The 18,537-nt window shown below is 57.9% G+C and carries 13 protein-coding genes and 1 tRNA gene; 10 read left to right on the forward strand and 4 right to left on the reverse strand.

The features are described 5' to 3' along the window. Positions 1–47: 47 nt before the first annotated feature. The 5 genes from S7A_RS08195 to S7A_RS08215 all read left to right on the forward strand — a co-directional run bounded on the left by S7A_RS08195 (position 48) and on the right by S7A_RS08215 (position 4,907). Entirely contained in the window at positions 48–1,034 is a 987-nt protein-coding gene (locus S7A_RS08195; RefSeq protein WP_009089626.1) for a D-cysteine desulfhydrase, read from the forward strand. Between the two features lie 113 nt (positions 1,035–1,147). Next, positions 1,148–1,948 carry a cystine ABC transporter substrate-binding protein gene (gene tcyJ / locus S7A_RS08200; protein WP_009089627.1) on the forward strand — a complete coding sequence of 267 codons (801 nt, stop codon included), beginning with the start codon at positions 1,148–1,150 and terminating at the stop codon, positions 1,946–1,948. After that, a complete protein-coding gene (gene tcyL, locus S7A_RS08205) occupies positions 1,948–2,616 on the forward strand; it encodes a cystine ABC transporter permease (RefSeq protein WP_009089629.1) in 669 nt (222 codons plus the stop codon). Before tcyJ ends, tcyL begins: the two co-directional genes overlap by 1 nt. Next, on the forward strand, positions 2,613–3,365 hold the full coding sequence (gene tcyN / locus S7A_RS08210; protein WP_009089631.1) for an L-cystine ABC transporter ATP-binding protein TcyN: 753 nt from the start codon (positions 2,613–2,615) through the stop codon (positions 3,363–3,365). The genes tcyL and tcyN overlap by 4 nt, the downstream gene beginning before the upstream one ends. Before the next feature lie 459 nt (positions 3,366–3,824). After that, the gene (locus S7A_RS08215) at positions 3,825–4,907 is read left to right on the forward strand and encodes an acyltransferase family protein (protein WP_009089633.1); all 1,083 of its coding nucleotides are present in this window, start codon (positions 3,825–3,827) and stop codon (positions 4,905–4,907) included. Between the two features lie 900 nt (positions 4,908–5,807). Here the strand turns inward: S7A_RS08215 and putA are convergent. Then, positions 5,808–9,755 (reverse strand): trifunctional transcriptional regulator/proline dehydrogenase/L-glutamate gamma-semialdehyde dehydrogenase, encoded by a 3,948-nt coding sequence (gene putA, locus S7A_RS08220; RefSeq protein WP_009089635.1) that lies wholly within the window; start codon positions 9,753–9,755, stop codon positions 5,808–5,810. A 451-nt stretch (positions 9,756–10,206) separates the two neighbouring features. On the opposite strand from putA, the gene putP reads away from it, so the two are divergent. The 5 genes from putP (at position 10,207) to phoH (ending at position 16,517) form a co-directional block, all read left to right on the forward strand. Further along, positions 10,207–11,691 (forward strand): sodium/proline symporter PutP, encoded by a 1,485-nt coding sequence (gene putP, locus S7A_RS08225; RefSeq protein WP_009089637.1) that lies wholly within the window; start codon positions 10,207–10,209, stop codon positions 11,689–11,691. 190 nt (positions 11,692–11,881) lie between these two features. Beyond that, positions 11,882–12,706, forward strand: coding sequence for an iron uptake transporter permease EfeU (gene efeU, locus S7A_RS08230; protein WP_009089639.1), 825 nt, complete (start codon positions 11,882–11,884; stop codon positions 12,704–12,706). A 52-nt stretch (positions 12,707–12,758) separates the two neighbouring features. After that, positions 12,759–13,874: an iron uptake system protein EfeO gene (gene efeO / locus S7A_RS08235; RefSeq protein ID WP_009089641.1), complete on the forward strand. Its 1,116-nt coding sequence runs from the start codon at positions 12,759–12,761 to the stop codon at positions 13,872–13,874. A gap of 2 nt (positions 13,875–13,876) precedes the next feature. Continuing rightward, complete coding sequence (gene efeB / locus S7A_RS08240) at positions 13,877–15,157, forward strand: iron uptake transporter deferrochelatase/peroxidase subunit (RefSeq protein WP_009089642.1); 1,281 nt, start codon at positions 13,877–13,879, stop codon at positions 15,155–15,157. 571 nt (positions 15,158–15,728) lie between these two features. Then, positions 15,729–16,517 carry a phosphate starvation-inducible protein PhoH gene (phoH, locus tag S7A_RS08245; protein ID WP_009089645.1) on the forward strand — a complete coding sequence of 263 codons (789 nt, stop codon included), beginning with the start codon at positions 15,729–15,731 and terminating at the stop codon, positions 16,515–16,517. A gap of 337 nt (positions 16,518–16,854) precedes the next feature. Here the strand turns inward: phoH and S7A_RS08250 are convergent. The 3 genes from S7A_RS08250 to S7A_RS08260 all read right to left on the reverse strand — a co-directional run bounded on the left by S7A_RS08250 (position 16,855) and on the right by S7A_RS08260 (position 18,355). Next, positions 16,855–16,942, reverse strand: a tRNA-Ser gene (locus tag S7A_RS08250). 253 nt (positions 16,943–17,195) lie between these two features. Beyond that, positions 17,196–17,729: a peptide-methionine (S)-S-oxide reductase MsrA gene (msrA, locus tag S7A_RS08255; protein ID WP_009089647.1), complete on the reverse strand. Its 534-nt coding sequence runs from the start codon at positions 17,727–17,729 to the stop codon at positions 17,196–17,198. A gap of 59 nt (positions 17,730–17,788) precedes the next feature. After that, the gene (locus S7A_RS08260) at positions 17,789–18,355 is read right to left on the reverse strand and encodes a flavin reductase family protein (RefSeq protein WP_009089649.1); all 567 of its coding nucleotides are present in this window, start codon (positions 18,353–18,355) and stop codon (positions 17,789–17,791) included. Between the last annotated feature and the right edge of the window lie 182 nt (positions 18,356–18,537).

The following is an 18,537-nucleotide window of genomic DNA, read 5'->3' on the forward strand; positions in this document are numbered from 1 at the left end:
TTCTGCAACACTGTAAGGATAATTTGAATGCCCGAACGGAGGCAGCATTGTCTTTACATCTGTTACACCAATTCCCGCGTCTTGAACTGCTGGGCGCCTCGACACCGTTAGAACACCTGCCACGCCTCTCCGACTATCTGGGTCGCGATATTTTCATCAAACGTGATGACTTCACGCCAGTGGCGATGGGCGGCAACAAGTTGCGAAAACTCGAATTCCTGGCGGCCGATGCGCTGCGCGAAGGGGCGGATGTGCTGCTGACGGCGGGCGCGATCCAGTCCAACCATGTGCGCCAGACCGCGGCCGTGGCAGCCCGCCTCGGCCTGAAGTGCGTGGCACTGCTGGAAAACCCGATTGGTACCCACGCTGAAAACTACCTGAGCAACGGCAACCGCCTGCTGCTGGATCTGATGGATGCGGAGGTGATCGCCGTGGATGCGCTGCATAATCCCGCCGAACAGCTGGCTGAAGAGGCTACACGTCTGGAAGCGCAGGGATTCCGTCCTTATATCGTTCCGGTCGGCGGCTCAAATGCGCTGGGTGCGCTAGGCTATGTGGAGTGCGCCCAGGAGATTGCACATCAGAGCGAAGGCGTGGTGGATTTTGCCGCCGTCGTGGTGGCATCAGGCAGCGCGGGCACCCATGCGGGGCTGGCGGTCGGCCTGGAGCAGCTGCTGCCGGAAACCGAGCTGGTGGGCGTCACCGTTTCACGTCAGACCGACGCGCAGTTGCCGCTGGTTGAGCGGCTGCGTCAGTCGCTGGCAGCGTCACTGGAGGTGCAGGCAACGGCCCCGATCACGCTGTGGGATGAGTATTTTGCGCCCCGCTATGGTGAGCCCAATGAGGAGGGCATGGAGGCGGTGAAACTGCTGGCAAGGCTGGAAGGCATTTTGCTGGACCCGGTCTATACCGGCAAGGCGATGGCCGGCCTGATTGATGGCATCAGTCAGAACCGCTTCCGTCGCGAAGGCCCGTTGCTGTTTATTCATACTGGCGGCGCGCCCGCGTTATTTGCTTATCATCCTTCGATCTGAGACAAGCGAATAAAACAGTTTATACTCCGGGCGTTATCATTCCGGACTGGCAGCGACTCGCCGTGCTGCCCTTATAAAAACACACACACAATACTGTCAAAAATGGGGTAAATATGTCCTTTTCTCGTGCAGGTCGTCAGATGGTGATGGGCGTTATGGCCGTGGCGCTGATTGCGGGCGTCAACGTTAAAACCTTTGCAGCGGAAAATCTGCTGAACAAGATTAAAGAGCGCGGCACGCTGCTGGTGGGTCTGGAAGGCACCTATCCGCCGTTCAGCTTCCAGGATGAGCAGGGCAAGCTGACCGGTTTTGAAGTGGAATTTGCGCAGCAGCTGGCACAACACATGGGCGTTAAAGCGAGTCTGAAACCGACCAAATGGGATGGCATGCTGGCTTCCCTCGACGCGAAGCGCATCGATGTGGTGATTAACCAGGTGACCATTTCCGATGAGCGCAAGAAGAAATATGACTTCTCTACGCCTTACACCATCTCCGGTATTCAGGCGCTGACCATGAAGGCCAACGCCAGCACCATCAGCAAACCGGCTGATCTGGCGGGTAAAAAGGTTGGCGTGGGTCTCGGCACTAACTACGAGCAGTGGCTGCGTGAGAACGTTAAGGGCGTTGACGTGCGTACCTATGATGATGACCCGACCAAATATCAGGATCTGCGCTCAGGTCGTCTGAATGCCATCCTGGTTGACCGTCTGGCGGCGCTGGATCTGGTGAAGAAAACCGGCGATACCATGGCGGTAGCGGGTGACGCTTTCTCCCGTCAGGAAGCGGGCGTTGCCGTGCGTAAAGGCAACGACGATCTGCTGAAGGCGATCGACCAGGCCATTGCTGATATGCAGAAAGATGGCTCGCTGAGCAAGCTGTCTCAGAAATGGTTTGGCGCGGACGTGACGAAATAATGCAGGAAAGCCTTCAACTGGTGCTGGATTCAGCACCTTTTTTATTAAAGGGCGCGCTGTTCACGCTGCAGCTCAGCATCGGCGGGATGTTCTTCGGCCTGCTGCTGGGCTTTCTGCTGGCGCTGATGCGGCTGTCTCACTTCTGGCCGTTTCGCGTGCTGTCGCGGATCTATGTCTCGATTTTTCGCGGCACCCCGCTGATCGCGCAGCTGTTTATGATCTACTACGGCCTGCCACAGTTTGGCATTGAGCTGGACCCGATCCCCTCGGCGATGATTGGTCTCTCGCTCAACACCGCGGCTTACGCCTCGGAGTCCCTGCGTGGCGCCATCGCTGCGATTGAGCGCGGACAGTGGGAAGCGGCGGCGAGTATCGGCATGACGCGCTGGCAAACCCTGCGCCGGGTTATCCTGCCGCAGGCGGCGCGCACCGCACTGCCACCGCTGGGCAACAGCTTTATCAGCCTGGTAAAAGATACCTCGCTGGCCGCGACCATCCAGGTGCCGGAGCTGTTCCGTCAGGCGCAGCTGATCACCTCGCGGACACTGGAAGTCTTTACCATGTATCTGGCGGCTTCGCTGATCTACTGGGTGATGGCCACGGTGTTGTCTGCGTTGCAGAGTCGTCTGGAACAGCATGTTAACCGTCAGGATTCGGAGTCGAAATGAGTGCCATCGAAGTCAGAAAGCTGGTGAAATCATTTAATGGCCAGACGGTGCTGCACGACATCGATCTTGATGTGGCCGCCGGTGAAGTGGTGGCGATTATCGGCCCCAGCGGCTCAGGTAAAACCACGCTGCTGCGCAGTATTAATCTGCTGGAAGTGCCGGATAGCGGCACTATCCGGGTCGGCGAGATTACGGTGGATGCCGCGCTGGCGCAGAGCAAACAGAAAGAGCAGGTGCGTCGTCTGCGTCAGCAGGTCGGTTTTGTCTTCCAGAACTTCAATCTGTTTCCCCACCGTTCGGTGCTGGAGAACATTATTGAAGGACCGGTGATCGTAAAAGGCGAAGCGAAGGCGGAGGCCGTCGCCCGCGCACGCACGCTGCTGGAGAAGGTCGGCCTGCACGGCAAAGAGGGAAGCTATCCGCGCCGTCTGTCGGGTGGGCAGCAGCAGCGTGTGGCCATTGCGCGTGCGCTGGCGATGCGACCGGAGGTGATCCTGTTCGATGAACCCACCTCGGCGCTGGATCCGGAGCTGGTGGGGGAGGTGCTCAGCACCATCCGCGCACTGGCCGAAGAGAAACGCACCATGGTGATCGTCACGCATGAGATGAGCTTTGCCCGCGACGTGGCAGATCGCGCCATCTTTATGGATCAGGGGCGCATTGTGGAGCAGGGCGACGCGAAAGCGTTGTTCAGTAACCCGCAGCAGCCGCGTACCCGCCAGTTCCTCGACAAGTTCCTCAGTCAGTAATTCAGTGGCCTTCTCCGGAAGGCCGCATTGCTTTTTACTCCTCTCTGTTTAATCCGGAATAGGGCGCTGTCATGCTATTTCGGGTCGCCGTACCATAATGCGCTGATAAGCGGTTAAACCTTTTGCCACATCTGACAAATCTTTTCTTTTCATCAACGGCTGACTGGTTTTTATTTCTTCCGCTTTCTCTTATTTATCCCGTCAGTATTATCAAAGATTATTTTCCTTTAATTCATCGCTTCGGATGATATCGGGCGCAGAGCAGGGAAAATCAATAAGTGTAAGGAAACGTTCTGCTAAGTAAATAACGGTAACGTCAGGGCCAGATAATGGGTTTTAGGAGTTTCGCTACATTCAATGCGGCATCAATGGCGAATAATCGCTGGATAATCATAAAAGCCACAGAGATTTCCTCGCTTTCCTTTTCCGCATTCTGACCTACGCAGCAGGAGTCAATTAATGAGCCAGACGAAATCAGACCAGATATTGTGGGTAGACACCCTGAAGGGGGCCTGCATATTGCTGGTGGTCCTGTACCACACCGTGTTACCCGGTTTTGAAGGGACAATAAAATATCTCTCCGCCGGATGGGTCCCGGCCGAAATATGGATACAGTTTAATACGGTTCTGTCACCCTTACGGATGCCAGCCTTTTTCTTTGTTTCGGGATTGCTGGCCGCCAACGGTATTCTCAATCGGCCCTGGAAACAGGTATTTACCAGTCGTATTACCAATCTTTTTTATCTCTATATTCTGTGGGGCTTTATTCAGTGGTGGTCCATTATTGGTATCTCCACGGAAATTACCGGGCAGCGTATTTCACAGAACCTGAATGCTGCGTATGCCGGTTCGCTGTTTGAGTTTCTCAAGCTGACCTTTATGGCGATGAGTACCTCCTGGTATCTCTATGGCTTAGGACTCTATTTCCTCTGCGCTAAAATTTTCCGTGAATATAAGCTGGCCCTGGTGGCGGTGGCTATCCTGCTTAATTATCTGGCGGTCGAGAAAGTGATCCCGTTCTGGGGACCACAGAGCCTGGCCCAGTATTTCCTGTTCTTCCTGTTAGGCGCGTTCTGGAGCCAGACCATGCTGCGTCTGAGTGAATGGCGTCGTGAGAACGTCATGCCCTGGGCGATACTGGCCGCCGTGGCGGGTATCCATGTGATCTTCGGTCTGGATAAGAGTCTGTTCCTTTGTGTGCTGGCGGTGTTGTTCAGCATTGCGGCCTGTCGCTGGCTGAATCAGCATTTCAGCATGCGTTATCTCAACTGGGTGGGCCGCAATACCCTGCAGATTTATGTGATTCACCGCATCTTTATCGAGTTCTTTGGTATGTCTGCGATCCTCTTCGCGCAGCGGCATCACCTGTTTGAACAGGCGTGGTTTTCATTTTTCTGGGCCTGTTTCTATCCGGTAGTGATCGTGGCGCTCTGCTCACTCTGCTCCGTGGCGATCTGGTCGCTGACCAACCGCGGGGTGGGGCAGTCGCTGTTTCTGTTTCCGACGCTGCTTAAGCGGCAGCGGAATGCGGTTTCGCAGTAAAAGGGGGAGCGCCTGGCGGCGGGAGTGATTACCTGGCGGTGGGATGGCTCTGAGAGGGTTTCGTCTGTCGGGTGTGGGAGTGATTACCTGGTGGTGGGCTGGCTCTGAGAGGGTTTCGCCCGCCAGGCGTGAGGGAGTTTCAGCCTGCCCGTGCAGGCGGTCGCGTCAAGGGGCGGACGCCCGCCCCTTAACAATCCCGGCGTCCGGCAGCCTCCGCGCCCCGCGTTGCGGGGTGCCTTCGTCACGCCCTGCGGCCGACGGACCGTCCGGACTCGCCATCCCTGGCTCGTGCCGTCCTCTCGCCGACGTCCTGTCGGCTCATCCTGGCCTCCGGTTGCTCCTCAGCGCGCCGGATGCCTCTCCCCCGCCTTTGAAATCTTCTATTTTCTGATGTGAAGCATCGTCTGCTGGCCTGAAGGCTAAAGCAGTCTCCTAAACGCATCGCGATATGAGAGCCAGATAGATAGAAAAGTTAACAGCGGGAGGAGGAATCACGCCGCGGCGTCGGCTGAACCGGTGACACCGCGCACGGCGCGCCGGCTGTCGCCCGTCTGAGCCGCTGAGCGGATGAGGGATTTCAGGACGAGCGACAGGGATGTCGCGAAGAGGCAGGTTCGCGCCAGGGATGGCGCGTCCTGCCGGTCCGTGAGAAATCCGGAAGAAGCGAAGGAACCGCGAAGCGGCGGTGAGGCAGGCCGGAGCCTGGGGTCAAGGGGGCGCGGCGACTGGCGCCCCCTTGTCGGTCGCCTGCAGAGGCAAAGCTGAAACTGCCCGGTTTACCCGGCGAACGAAACCTTCTCATAGCCCGCTCGCGCAGCAAACCCCATCAGCCCAGCGTCCAGCTGAACGAAACCTGCTCAGACTCAACCCGCGCAGCGACCTCGCCGGCAACCCGCCCCCTTACCCGATAGTCATCAGGCTGGCGTTACCACCTGCGGCCGCGGTATTCACACTCAGTGAGCGCTCAATCAGCAGACGCTCCAGCAGCAGATTCGTCTCGCCGCGGGCGAAGCCCTGCACCGACACAATCGCGCCGTCACGCGCGGCAATCTGTTCGCACAGGGCGCGCAGCTGATCGGCGTCGCCGTGATAGATTACCGCATCAAACTCCGCCGTCAGCGGGTCTCGCGCCAGCGTAATGCGCGCTTTCACCGCGTCCGGCAGCGAGGCACGCAGGGTGCGATGCAGCTCATCATCCTGCCACAGCGCTTTACTGCCGACGCTGGTCACGGCCGCCAGCTGAATCAACGCATCCTGCTCGTTGTCAGCCAGGCAGAGCACCTGATCGCGTGGCAACAGCGAGAAGGTATTGCGCTCACCTGTCGGGCCGGGCAGCAGCCGTACCACACCGGCCTGGGCCAGCTGGTCATAGCGATCACAGAGTTCAGCCAGCGCCGGTTTATCTTTGGCCCAGCTGCTGAGTGCCTGATGCGGAGCCAGCAGAGCGTGACGCAGCGTGCTGTCAGCCGGGCGCTCCGCATCCTGGCGATCGAAGGTCAGACGCAGCGCGCCATCCGGACGATGCGCCAGCAGGCGGTAGAGATAGAGCGGACCGCCCGCTTTCGGACCGGTACCGGATAGGCCTTCACCCCCAAACGGCTGCACGCCAACAACGGCGCCCACCATATTGCGGTTAACGTAGAGGTTACCGACCCGGGCGCTCGCCGTAACCTGCGCAATGGTTTCATCGATACGGGTATGGACACCCAGCGTCAGGCCGTAACCGGAAGCGTTAATCTGCTCAACCAGCTGCGGCAGCGTGTTGCGGGTGAAGCGCACCACGTGCAGCACCGGTCCGAAAATCTCTTTATCCAGGTCGCTGACCTGATCCAGCTCAATCAGCGTGGGTTTGACAAAGGTGCCGCTGTTCCACTCTTTGCTGTCCTGCGGATTATCCTGCACCGCCTGATAGACCGTGAAGCCCTTGTTACGCATCGCCTGAATATGGCGGTCGATATTGGCTTTGGCTTCGGCGTCAATGACCGGGCCGATATCGGTGGAGAAGCGCTCCGGGTTACCCATGCGGCACTCTGCCATCGCACCGCGCAGCATTTTCAGCGTATGGTCGGCGACATCTTCCTGGATGCAGAGCAGACGCAGGGCGGAGCAGCGCTGTCCGGCGCTGTCGAACGCCGAGGCAACGATATCAACCACCACCTGCTCGGTCAGCGCGGAGGAGTCAACGATCATCGCATTCATCCCGCCGGTTTCCGCAACCAGCGGCACTGGGCGGCCGTGCTGGTCAAGACGACCGGCGAGATTACGCTGCAGCAGGGTTGCCACGGCAGTGGAGCCGGTAAACATCACACCGCGCACCCGGTTGTCGCCGGTCAGCTGTGCGCCAACGGTTTCACCCTGGCCTGGCAGCAGCTGCAGCACGCCTGGTGGTACGCCCGCATCCAGCAGGATCTGCACCGCCTGCGCGGCAATCAGCGGCGTCTGCTCGGCAGGTTTGGCCAGCACGCTGTTGCCTGCTGCCAGTGCCGCCGCAATCTGACCGGTGAAGATCGCCAGCGGGAAGTTCCACGGACTGATGCAGACCACCGGGCCCAGCGGGCGATGGGTTTCATTGTCGAAATCGTCGCGCACCATGCCGGCGTAGTAATAGAGGAAATCGACCGCTTCGCGCACTTCCGCGATGGCGTTGTTGTAGGTCTTGCCCGCTTCACGCACCAGAATGCCCATCAGCTTCTGCATCTGGCCTTCCATGATCTGAGCCGCGCGCTCCAGAATCGCGGCACGCTCCTGCGGCGGGGTGGCAAACCAGATTGGCCCGCTGTTCACGGCGGCATCCAGCGCCACAGACACTTCCTGCTCTGTCGCTTCACGCACCTGACCCACGCGATCGCCAGGCACGGCCGGGTTCATCACGTCGTGCAGCTCACCGGTGCCCGCTTCGCCATCGATCATCGGTTCGGCCAGGTAAGGGTGGGCGGCGCTGCTCAGCAGGGCGCTGGAGAGTGAGGCGAGGCGGTGTTCATTGGCTATATCCAGACCCGCAGAGTTGACGCGGTTCTCGCCATAGAGGTCACGCGGCAACGGGATCTTCGGATGCGGCAGGCCGATCGCGCCTTCGCTGGCCCCAAGTTTCTCAACGGCGAGCACCGGATCGGCAACCAGCTCGTCAATCGGCAGTGAGGTATCCGCGATGCGGTTAACAAAGGAGGTATTGGCTCCGTTCTCCAGCAGACGACGCACCAGATAAGCCAGCAGGGTTTCATGCGTCCCCACCGGCGCATAGATGCGGCAGGGGCGATTCAGCTTCCCGTCCGCCACTTTGCCGACCACCTGCTCATAGAGGGGTTCACCCATGCCGTGCAGGCACTGGAACTCATACTGTCCCGGATAGTAGTTGTTGCCCGCCAGCTGATAGATGGCTGCCAGGGTATGGGCATTGTGCGTGGCGAACTGCGGATAGATCAGGTTCGGCACGGAGAGCAGTTTACGGGCGCAGGCCAGATAGGAGATATCGGTGTAGACCTTGCGGGTGTAAACCGGATAGCCTTCCAGACCTTCCATCTGCGCGCGTTTGATTTCGCTATCCCAGTAAGCGCCTTTCACCAGACGGATCATCAGGCGGCGGCGACTGCGCTGAGCCAGGTCGATCAGCTCATCGATGACAAACGGGCAGCGTTTCATATACGCCTGGATGACGAAGCCGATTCCGTTCCAGCCTTCCAGCTCCGGCTCGAAACAGAGTTTCTCCAGCATATCCAGCGACAGTTCCAGCCGGTCAGCTTCTTCGGCGTCGATGTTGATGCCGATGTCATAGGAGCGCGCCAGCAGCGTCAGCGATTTCAGCAGCGGATAGAGCTCTTCCATCACCCGCTCATACTGCGCGCGGCTGTAACGGGGATGAAGGGCTGACAGTTTGATGGAGATGCCCGGGCCTTCATAGATGCCCCGGCCATTGGAGGCTTTACCAATCGCATGGATCGCCTGCTGATAGGAGAGCAGGTAGGCTTTGGCATCGCCTGCGGTGAGTGCCGCTTCGCCCAGCATGTCATAGGAGTAGCGGAAGCCTTTCTCTTCCAGCTTGCGGGCGTTCGCCAGGGCTTCGGCAATGGTTTCCCCGGTCACGAACTGCTCGCCCATCAGTCGCATCGCCATATCCACACCTTTGCGGATCAGCGGCTCGCCACTCTTGCCGATAATGCGGTTCAGAGAGCGTGACAGGTTCGCTTCATTGTGGGTTGAGACCAGGCGGCCGGTAAACAGCAGACCCCAGGTGGCCGCGTTGACAAACAGGGACGGGCTGCGTCCCAGGTGTGACTGCCAGTTCCCGTTACTGATTTTGTCGCGGATCAGCGCATCGCGGGTTGGCTTGTCGGGAATACGCAGCAGCGCTTCGGCAAGGCACATCAGCGCCACGCCCTCGTGAGACGATAATGAGAACTCCTGCAGCAGGCTTTGCACCATACCGGCGCGTCCGGTTGCACCTTTTTGGTGCCGCAGCTTGTCGGCAAGCTGATAAGCGAGCTGATGGGTTTTCTCTGCCAGCGGCGCTGGCAGGCGCGCCTGCTCCAGCAGCATCGGCACCGCATCCGTCTCCGGACGACGCCAGGCGGCGGTCACGGCGGAACGGGTCACGGACTGCGGTAAAATCTGCTCTGCGAAGTCAAGGAACGGCTGATGCAGCTCCTCTGGCTGGATGTCGTCAGACTCGGCGGCGACCTGTGCAGTGAGAGGGATCTCAGGCACGGCATCCCCGGTTTCCAGCTGGCCCAGGTAGTTAAAAATCGCCTGTTTGATCAGCCAGTGTGGCGTGCGGTCGATGCGCTGCGCGGCCAGTTTGATGCGCTCACGTGTCGCGTCATCCAGTTTTACACCCATGGTGGTTGTACCCATGACTTCCAGGCTCCTTAATAGTGGTTCGATACGGCGTGGGCTGCACTATCACTTAAGTTGCAACTTTGTGCAACCGTGTTAAATGTGAGCCAGTTAACACCCCTGTGACATCGCCAATTGTTAAATCTGACAATTCGGCACGGATATTGCTGCAAGATCCTCGCCAGGTTGGCAGACCCGATAAAATGCGGGTTTCCGGCAGGTTACACGGTGGTGCAACCGGATAACTGTGAGCGAGTGCAACCTCTGGACACTTTTTCACAACCGGTTAGTGAAATCACTGTAACGCCTGTGTTAAATCCATTGTGCGCGCCACGCCTTTCCGGCAGGATACCGCGCCGCTGGGAAATGACTGACGCCCTGACGAAAACAATCGGCCCGTCCTGCCCCGTTCCGGCAGGCGGGTAGCTGGCGATTTCTCTGGGATATCAAAAAATAAGTGGAGAGACAGATGAGTGTAAGTACACCAATGCTGGTGACCTTTGTGGTTTATATACTTGGGATGGTGTTAATCGGTTTTGTGGCCTACCGTTCGACCAAAAACTTTGATGACTACATCCTGGGTGGCCGCAGTCTGGGTAGTGTGGTCACCGCACTCTCTGCGGGTGCCTCAGATATGAGTGGCTGGCTGCTGATGGGATTGCCGGGGGCGATCTTCATCTCAGGGATCTCTGAGAGCTGGATTGCGATCGGTCTGACCATCGGTGCCTGGCTGAACTGGAAAATCGTCGCCGGCCGCCTGCGTGTTCAGACCGAACACCACAACAATGCGCTGACGCTGCCAGACTTCTTTACCAGCCGCTTTGAAGATCACAGCAAAATTCTGCGCGTGATTTCGGCCATTGTGATCCTGGTGTTCTTCACCATCTACTGCGCCTCTGGCGTGGTTGCCGGTGCGCGTCTGTTTGAAAGCACCTTTGGCATGAGCTATGAGACCGCACTGTGGGCGGGGGCGGCAGCCACCATCCTTTATACGCTGGTGGGGGGATTTCTGGCGGTGAGCTGGACGGATACCGTTCAGGCCAGCCTGATGATTTTCGCCCTGATCCTGACGCCGGTGTTTGTGATTATCGCGGTGGGCGGCTGGTCTGATTCGCTGGCGGTGATTGAGGCGAAAAGCCTGGAAAATCTCGACATGCTGAAAGGGCTGAACTTCGTTGCGGTGATCTCGCTGCTCGGCTGGGGCCTGGGGTACTTCGGCCAGCCGCATATTCTGGCGCGCTTTATGGCGGCGGATTCGCATCGCTCAATCCGCACCGCACGTCGCATCGGCATGGCGTGGATGGTGTTCTGTCTGGCGGGGGCGGTCGCTGTTGGCTTCTTTGGTATCGCCTACTTCCAGAACAACCCGTCGCTGGCGACCGGCGTCAACGACAACGCAGAGCGCGTCTTTATCGAACTGGCACGCATCCTGTTTAACCCGTGGATTGCCGGTATTCTGCTGTCAGCGATTCTGGCGGCGGTGATGTCAACCCTGAGCTGTCAGCTGCTGGTCTGCTCCAGCGCCCTGACTGAAGATCTCTACAAAGGCTTCCTGCGTAAAAACGCCAGCCAGCAGGAGCTGGTGTGGGTAGGGCGTCTGATGGTGCTGCTGGTGGCGCTGATCGCGATTGCACTGGCGTCTAACCCGGAAAACCGCGTACTGGGTCTTGTCAGCTACGCCTGGGCGGGCTTCGGGGCGGCCTTTGGACCGGTCGTGCTGTTTGGCGTCTGCTGGAAGCGCATGAACCGCAACGGTGCGCTGGCCGGTATGATTGTCGGTGCGCTGACCGTGCTGGTGTGGAAACAGTATGGCTGGCTGGGTCTGTATGAAATCATCCCAGGCTTCATCTTCGCCAGCATCGCGATTGTGCTCTTCAGCCTGATGGGACGTGAACCTTCAGCCGAAGCGCAGCAGCGTTTTGCCGCCGCTGAGGCGGAGTTCCAGACCAAATAAGCAGAGCGTCAGGAGTGAAGGCCCGTCCCGCAGGGGGCGGGCCTTTTTGTTACAAAGATAAAAGCCTCAGAAATGCAATTATCTCCATCGGCAACTTGTTTTTTTCGCAGCGATAATGATAATCGGTATCGTTTACACTTTACCTGAATTTACCGTTAATTGACGCTGCTTAACATTCAAGAGGCTGGCAATGTTCGTTCCCTTTCTCATCATGCTGCGCGAAGGACTTGAAGCCGCGCTGATTGTCAGCCTGATCGCCAGCTACCTCAAACGCACCCAGCGCACCCAGTGGTTTCCGGCCATGTGGGCAGGCGTCTTTGTCGCCGCGGCACTCTGCCTGGGGCTGGGTCTGTTTATCAATGCCACCACCGGCGAGTTTCCGCAAAAAGAGCAGGAGCTGTTCGAAGGCATTGTGGCGCTGATCGCCGTCGTGATCCTCACCTCCATGGTGTTCTGGATGCGCAGGGTGGCGCGCAATATCAAAGTTGAGCTGGAGCAGGCGGTCGACCAGGCGCTGCAACGTTCGGGCCGGGGCGGTCTGGCACTGGTGCTGATGGTCTTTCTTGCCGTGGCGCGGGAAGGCCTGGAGTCAGTCTTCTTCCTGCTGGCCGCTTTTACGCAGGATGTCGGTTATGCGCCGCCGATTGGCGCGGTGCTGGGGCTGGCGACGGCGGTGGTGCTGGGCATGCTGCTCTACTGGGGCGGTATCCGCCTGAACATGGCGCACTTCTTCCGCTGGACCAGCGTCTTTATTCTGTTTGTGGCGGCCGGTCTGGCCGCAGGGGCGATTCGCGCCTTCCATGAGGCGGGTCTGTGGAATCACTATCAGGAAGTGGCCTTCGATCTCAGCAATACCTTATCGACCCATTCGCTGTTTGGCACCCTGCTGGAAGGCGTGCTGGGTTATCAGGAGGCCCCCAGCGTCAGTGAAGTGACCCTTTACTTCGTCTACCTGATCCCGGCCCTGATTCTGTTTTTTATGCCTGCGCGTCCTGCTGCGTCGGCCACTGTGTAATACGACCTTTAACGGGCGCATCTTACGCCCGCAACGTGATAGGGAAAAAGAGATGACAATGCGTTTCCGCCGCAAGGCACTGCTGCTTCCTCTGCTGGCGATTTCTGCTTCTGCGGCGGCAGCCGTTCCTCAGGTTACCGTAAGCGTCAACGACAGGCAGTGTGAGCCGATGAGCTTAACGGTGAAGGCCGGTAAAACTCAGTTTCTGATTAAAAATAACAGCCAGAAAGCGCTGGAGTGGGAGATTCTGAAAGGTGTGCTGGTGGTGGAAGAGCGTGAAAACATTGCGCCGGGCTTCAGCCAGAAGCTGACCGCTAATCTGGAGGCCGGGGAATATGAGATGACCTGCGGTCTGCTGAGCAATCCAAAGGGCAAACTGATTGTGCAGGCGGGGGAGAGCGCGACGCCCGGCGCAACCTCCGCGCGGATGCAGCTGGAAGGCCCGATCACGCAATACAAAGCCTGGGTGACGGAGCAGGTTAATCAGCTGGTGAGCCAGACGCAGGCCTTCACCGATGCGGTCAAAGCCGGGGATGTCGAGAAAGCCAAAGCGCTGTTTGCCCCGACCCGCCAGTATTACGAGCGCATTGAGCCGATTGCTGAACTCTTCTCCGATCTCGATGGCAGCATTGATGCCCGTGAAGATGACTATGAAAAGAAAGCGGAGGATCCTAAGTTCACCGGTTTCCACCGTCTGGAGAAAACGCTGTTTGCGGAGAACAGCACTAAAGGGATGACTGGCTATGCCGACCAGCTCAACAAAGATGTGAAAGATTTGCAGGTGCGCATCAGTGAACTGGCCTTCCCGCCGGCCAAAGTGGTGGGCGGCGCGGCCGGTCTGATTGAAGAGGTTGCCTCCAGCAAGATCTCCGGCGAAGAAGATCGCTACAGCCGTACCGACCTGTGGGACTTCCAGGCAAATATTGATGGAGCTCAGAAAATCGTTGATCTGCTGCGCCCGCTGGTCAGCAAAGCCAATCCGCAGCTGCTGGCGAAGGTCGATGCCAACTTCAAAAAAGTGGATGCGATCCTGAGCAAATACCGCACGAAGACCGGTTTCGAATCGTATGAGAAACTGAGTACGGCTGACCGCAATGCGCTGAAAGGGCCTGTCACCGCCCTGGCGGAAGATCTTTCCTTACTTCGTGGCACGCTGGGTCTGGATTAATCATGAGTCGTAAGCCAGAGGACGCGCAGCAGCCTGCGCGTCGTCGTTTATTAAAAGGGCTGGGCCTGCTGGGCGGCGCCGCTGCCTTCTCCGGCGGTTGCCCGTTTCATGCCGCCGCCGCCGACACGTTTTCGCCGGGTACGGTGACGCCTCAGGCGCGGCAGCAAAAGCAGCCGTTTTATGGTCAGCATCAGGCGGGCATTATCACGCCACAACAGGCATCAATGATGCTGGTGGCGTTTGACCTGCTCAGCAGTGATAAAGCCGATCTGGTGCGGCTCTTCCGGCTGCTGACCCAGCGCATCGCCTTTCTTACCGCGGGCGGGCCGGCACCGGTCGTCACCAACCCGCAGCTGCCGCCAATGGATTCGGGCATTCTCGGCCCGACGATCGCGCCGGATAATCTCACCATCACCGTGTCGGTCGGCAGCAGCCTGTTCGATGAGCGTTTTGGTCTGGCCCCGCACAAGCCGAAAAAACTGCAGCCGATGACGCGCTTCCCTAACGATTCGCTGGATGCCGCTCAGTGTCATGGCGATCTGCTGCTGCAGATCTGCGCCAACACCCAGGATACGGTGATCCATGCCCTGCGCGATATGATCAAGCACACCCCCGACCTGCTTGGGGTTCGCTGGCGACGGGAAGGCTTTATCTCTGACCACGCGGCGCGCAGTCAGGGGCAGGAGACGCCGATTAACCTGCTGGGCTTTAAGGATGGCACCGCGAATCCGGATACGCACGACGCTGCCCTGATGAATCAGCTGCTGTGGGTGACGGCGGATCAGGATGAACCGGTCTGGGCACGTCATGGCAGTTATCAGGCGGTGCGGCTGATTCGCTTTCACGTGGAGATGTGGGATCGCACCCCGCTGGGCGAGCAGCAGACCATCTTTGGGCGCGATAAGCTGAGTGGAGCTCCGCTGGGGATGCAGCATGAGCATGATGTTCCTGACTATGCCCGCGATCCGGACGGGCAGGTGATTGCGCTGGATGCACATATTCGCCTTGCTAACCCCCGCACGCCAGAGACGGCCAGCAGTCTGATGCTGCGCCGCGGCTACAGTTACTCCGCCGGGATCTCGGCGTCAGGGCAGCTGGAGATGGGCCTGCTGTTTGTCTGCTATCAGCACGATCTGGAGCGCGGATTTCTGACGGTGCAGGGGCGACTGAACGGCGAGGCGCTGGAAGAATATATCCGGCCCTTTGGCGGCGGTTATTTCTTTGCGTTGCCGGGTGTCCCGGACGCCAGCCATTATTTAGCCCAATCCCTGCTGGAAGCCTGATTAAATTTCAACCACTGCGGACGGCCCGATTTCTGGCCGTCCGACTTTTCTTTCCCGTAACCTGACTGACTGAGTTTTAACTGAGAATCAGCCGGGGCTTTGCCGAATTAAAATAATACAAGTTACTGAAATTAATGGTTTTTAAGCGAAATGGTAAAATAAAGGCTTACCCGCGAATAGCAATTCCTTTGCCAGCAGTTAAAATTACTGTTGCAAAGGTTCAACAAAATGATGCACTTTATTAAACAGGCGTAATCGGACGTGTCGATGTATCACACTGGAGTTCGCGCATGGGTCGAGTCTTTTATGGAAAGTCATTGTCAGTAAATAGATTGCGCCTGACCGCGAGGGCCATTCTGCCTCGTTATTTCTTCCTTCCTTCAACCAACTCTTTTGTCTTACCGTTTCCTTTTTTATCCGGTGTTCAGCCACGCTTCTGCGCTGCTGCATACCCACTATCCTGTCCTGTCATGGCTTAAAAGGAAGCCAACTGAAACCTCTAAAGCGTTCACGTAATCGTAACGGGCCACCGGCCTGACACGGGAAATGAAACCAACTGAAAGGTGCCACTATGGGAAGACAGAAAGCAGTGATCAAAGCGCGTCGTGAAGCGAGAAGAGTGCTTCGCAATGACTCACGGAGTCATCGTCAGCGCGAAGAAGAGTCGGTCACTTCGCTGGTGCATATGGGCGGACTGGATTCGATTGGCATGGCACGCGATGCGCGCGACCGGCTGCCGATTGAAGCCCGGAATGAGGCTCAGGCGCACTATCTTAATGCCATAGAGACGAAGCAGCTGATCTTCGCAACCGGTGAAGCCGGATGCGGTAAAACCTGGATCAGCGCCGCGAAAGCGGCTGAGGCCCTGATTCATAAGGATATCGACAGGATTATCGTTACGCGCCCGGTACTGCAGGCAGATGAGGATTTGGGCTTCCTGCCCGGCGATATTTCTGAGAAATTCGCCCCTTATTTCCGTCCGGTTTATGACATTCTGGTTAAACGTCTTGGCGCATCCTTTATGCAATATTGTCTGCGTCCGGAAATTGCCAAAGTTGAGATTGCGCCTTTCGCTTATATGCGAGGCCGCACTTTTGAAAATGCTGTGGTGATTCTGGACGAGGCGCAGAACGTGACCGCCGCGCAGATGAAAATGTTCCTGACCCGACTGGGCGAAAACGTTACGGTCATTGTTAACGGCGATATTACCCAGTGCGACTTGCCCGCTGGGGTGCCTTCTGGTCTCGCAGACGCGCTGGCGCGGTTTGAAGAGGACGAGATGGTTGGCATTGTGCGCTTCGGCAAAGAGGATTGTGTGCGTTCAGCGCTGTGTCAGCGCACCCTGCACGCGTACAGCTAGTGTTCGATTGAGTAGAAGTGTAGCGCCCAAACCCGGCTCCGGCCGGGTTTTCTTATTATGGAGGGCAGGCTGCGCCCGCTGTCGAACCCCGGCGGGGCTTCTCACCCCCTCTCCGTGCAATATGCAAAAAAAAGCCTGAACTTTCGTTCAGGCTCTTCTTCAGAATGTGGCGGTGAGAGGGGGATTGATTCGCTTCGCTCACCCTGCGGGCAGCGTCGCAGGCTCCGCTGTCCATCGGGCTGCGCCCGCTGTCGCACCCCGGCGGGGCTTCTCACCCCCTCTCCGTGCAATATGCAAAAAAAAGCCTGAACTTTCGTTCAGGCTCTTCTTCAGAATGTGGCGGTGAGAGGGGGATTCGAACCCCCGATACGTTGCCGTATACACACTTTCCAGGCGTGCTCCTTCAGCCACTCGGACACCTCACCACATTTGTTTCGCTGACCGCGCTGGGTCAACGGGGCGGTACTATAGGGAGTCGGCTGAAAACGGTCAAGCACTATTTTTTCTTTTGATCTATTCGCTTAAGCTCTGAACGAATTGATTTATTCCGGCCTGAAACTGGCCATTTCTCCGCCTGATTTCCCGTCCTGTCCGCGCAGTGGGACAGAGCAGGGCAGCGGGCAGGACGACATCCTGAGCAACATCTCAAACCGGATGCCGTCCCGCGGATGGCTGAAATCAGCTCTTCACCCGGTTAGCGAAGCTTTTGCGCAGCTTCTGCAGCTTCGGCGGGATGACCGCCATGCAGTAGCCGTTGCGCTGGCCCGCGCCTTCCCAGTAATCCTGATGATAGGCTTCGGCAGGATACCACTCCTTCAGCGGCTCGATGGTGGTCACCACCGGCACATCATGGTCGGCCTGAGCACGTTCAATGGCGGCACGCGCTTCCGCTTCCTGCCCGGCATTAGCCGGGAAAATGGCGGAGCGATACTGGGTGCCGATATCGTTACCCTGGCGGTTAAGCTGGGTTGGATCGTGCGTCACGAAGCTGATATCCAGCAGGTCGCCAAAACTCACCTGCTCGGGGTCAAACCCAATGCGGATCGCTTCCGCATGGCCGGTCGCGCCGCTGCAGACCTGCTCATAGGTAGGATTCGGGCGCGCGCCGCCGGTATAACCGCTTTCAACCGACTCTACGCCGATCACATCCTTAAAGACCGCTTCGGTACACCAGAAACAGCCACCCGCGATAACTGCGTATTCGATTGCCATAATATTTTACTCCTGTCAGGTCGAAAGAGGTGAATGGGGGCGCAGCGGAGGGCTTTCAACTAGATCAGCATCTCCGGTTTAAAATCTCCGCTCTTATCCAGCATTTTATCGCTCATCACGCTGAAGCGGCCTTCGCCGGTGTAGTGCAGGGTCGCCGGGTATTCGGGCTGTTCGGCCACATGTGCCTTAACGATCTCAAAAATAAACAGGTTGTAGTTAGCCACCATCGAGTCGTCATAGAGCTGGCACTCAAAGCTGGCAAAACATTCGGCAATCATGGGGGCGTTGACCACCTGACCCGGCTCCGGCGTCAGGCCGAACGCGGCGAACTTATCCAGCTGGTCGCCGTGGCTGTTGCCGACCGCCACCACCTCATCAATCAGTGAAGCGGCCGGGATATTGAGGACGCACTGGCCACTGTTGCGAATCAGCGCGTGGCTGTGATTCATACCGGCAATCATGCAGCCCACCAGAGAGGGCGAGAACTCCAGCACCGTATGCCAGCCGAGCGTCATGATGTCCTGCTCATTGTTGTACTGCGAACTGAGCAGCAGCACCGGACCCGGTTCGAGATATTTACGGGCTTTACTGACCGGAAAGGCATATTTGTGCATGCGTTGGCTCATGGCTTAACTCCTTTGACGGAATGTCATCATTAAGTGTAGAGCACGCAGCGCATGCAGCAGGGGGCAAGGCAGAGGGGCGAGGGCGGGCAGCGCGGATATTTTTTCGCCCGCGCCGCGATCTTAATGTTTCCTTAATCTGCAGTCGCGATACTGGCGGCTCCTGTTGAGGAGGTTACTATGAA

This window comes from Pantoea sp. Sc1 (assembly GCF_000255315.1).
Classification (GTDB): Bacteria; Pseudomonadota; Gammaproteobacteria; order Enterobacterales; family Enterobacteriaceae; genus Pantoea; species Pantoea anthophila.

Bases quoted from the DNA above. Each gene is read 5' to 3' on its own strand.
- tcyJ (WP_009089627.1), top strand. From the start codon at position 1,148: ATGTCCTTTTCTCGTGCAGGTCGTCAGATGGTGATGGGCGTTATGGCC.
- tcyL (WP_009089629.1), top strand. From the start codon at position 1,948: ATGCAGGAAAGCCTTCAACTGGTGCTGGATTCAGCACCTTTTTTATTA.
- tcyN (WP_009089631.1), top strand. From the start codon at position 2,613: ATGAGTGCCATCGAAGTCAGAAAGCTGGTGAAATCATTTAATGGCCAG.
- S7A_RS08215 (WP_009089633.1), top strand. From the start codon at position 3,825: ATGAGCCAGACGAAATCAGACCAGATATTGTGGGTAGACACCCTGAAG.
- putA (WP_009089635.1), bottom strand. From the start codon at position 9,755: ATGGGTACAACCACCATGGGTGTAAAACTGGATGACGCGACACGTGAG.
- putP (WP_009089637.1), top strand. From the start codon at position 10,207: ATGAGTGTAAGTACACCAATGCTGGTGACCTTTGTGGTTTATATACTT.
- efeU (WP_009089639.1), top strand. From the start codon at position 11,882: ATGTTCGTTCCCTTTCTCATCATGCTGCGCGAAGGACTTGAAGCCGCG.
- efeO (WP_009089641.1), top strand. From the start codon at position 12,759: ATGACAATGCGTTTCCGCCGCAAGGCACTGCTGCTTCCTCTGCTGGCG.
- efeB (WP_009089642.1), top strand. From the start codon at position 13,877: ATGAGTCGTAAGCCAGAGGACGCGCAGCAGCCTGCGCGTCGTCGTTTA.
- phoH (WP_009089645.1), top strand. From the start codon at position 15,729: ATGGGAAGACAGAAAGCAGTGATCAAAGCGCGTCGTGAAGCGAGAAGA.
- msrA (WP_009089647.1), bottom strand. From the start codon at position 17,729: ATGGCAATCGAATACGCAGTTATCGCGGGTGGCTGTTTCTGGTGTACC.
- S7A_RS08260 (WP_009089649.1), bottom strand. From the start codon at position 18,355: ATGAGCCAACGCATGCACAAATATGCCTTTCCGGTCAGTAAAGCCCGT.